1 protein-coding gene is annotated in these 1,172 nt (G+C 67.8%); it reads left to right on the top strand.

What is annotated here, in order from left to right; translation table 11 throughout:
* The first annotated feature begins 75 nt into the window (after positions 1-75).
* Positions 76-999, top strand: a complete 924-nt coding sequence (gene rsmH, locus QZ302_RS09990) for a 16S rRNA (cytosine(1402)-N(4))-methyltransferase RsmH (RefSeq protein WP_294594978.1) — start codon at positions 76-78, stop codon at positions 997-999.
* The last annotated feature ends 173 nt before the right edge of the window (positions 1,000-1,172 follow it).

The raw sequence follows: 1,172 nt of genomic DNA, 5'->3' as shown, positions 1-1,172 counted from the left end.
GCCGCCCCTCCCCACCTCGTTAAAAAAGCGTAACTTTGTCACTTTAAACGGAATCGCACCCAGCCCGAGAGCCCCATGTCCGAATACCACCAACCCGTCCTGCTCCACGAGAGCCTCGACCGACTCGCCCTCCGTCCCGACGGCGTGTACGTCGACGTCACCTTCGGCGGCGGCGGTCACTCGCGCACCCTGCTGGACCACCTTGGCCGTCGCGGCCGCTTGGTCGCCTTCGACCAGGACGCCGACGCCTTGGCCAACGCCCCCGACGACCCCCGCCTCGTCCTGATCCATAACAACTTCCGCTTCCTGCGCAGCTGCGTTCGCGCCGCCGGATTCGACCACGTAGACGGCATCCTCGCCGACCTCGGCGTCTCCTCCCACCACTTCGACACCCCCTCCCGCGGCTTCTCCTTTCGGTTCGACGGCCCCCTCGACATGCGGATGAACCAGCACGGCAGCTCCAAAACCGCCGCAGAATTGCTCAACACCTACGACCCCGCCCGGCTCGCCACCCTCTTCGGCCGCTACGGAGATCTCGACAAGTGCTACCGCATCGCCAACGCCATCGTGCGCTACCGCGAGACCGCCGGGCCCTTCGCCCGGATCGACGACCTGCTGCGCGCCACCGAGAGCGTCACCCCCCGCGGCGGTGAGGCCCGCTTCCGCGCCCGGCTCTTCCAGGCCCTCCGCATCGAAGTCAACGGCGAGATGCAAGCCCTCGAAATGATGCTCTCCCAATCCATCCGGCTCCTTCGTCCCGGCGGCCGGCTCAGCGTCATCACCTACCACTCCCTCGAAGACCGCCTCGCCAAGAACTTCATGCGGAGCGGCACCCCCGACGGCATCGTCCAGCGCGACTTTTACGGCCAGAGCTCCACCCCCGTTGTCCCCGTCGGCAAAGTGATCCTCCCCACCGCCGCCGAAATCGACCGCAACCCCCGCGCCCGGAGCGCCAAACTGCGCGTCGCCGAGCGCACCGGACAACAAATCCGCCCCTGAACCCGTTTTTCCCCCGGCCCCGTGCCGCCCAGCGATGAGACGCCCCTCCCGATACACCTCCCCCGAGTTTTCCGACCGGAACTACCGTCCGGCCCGCGGCACCATGCCCGACGACTGGCGCGAACCCGACAGCCCGCCCAGCCCCGAAGAGGAAGACCCGGACATCGCCGAAG

This window comes from uncultured Rikenella sp. (genome assembly GCF_910579375.1).
Lineage (GTDB): Bacteria > Bacteroidota > Bacteroidia > Bacteroidales > Rikenellaceae > Rikenella.
The sequence above is the reverse complement of the archived record's forward strand: the minus strand, read 5'-3'. Positions and strand labels throughout refer to the sequence as shown.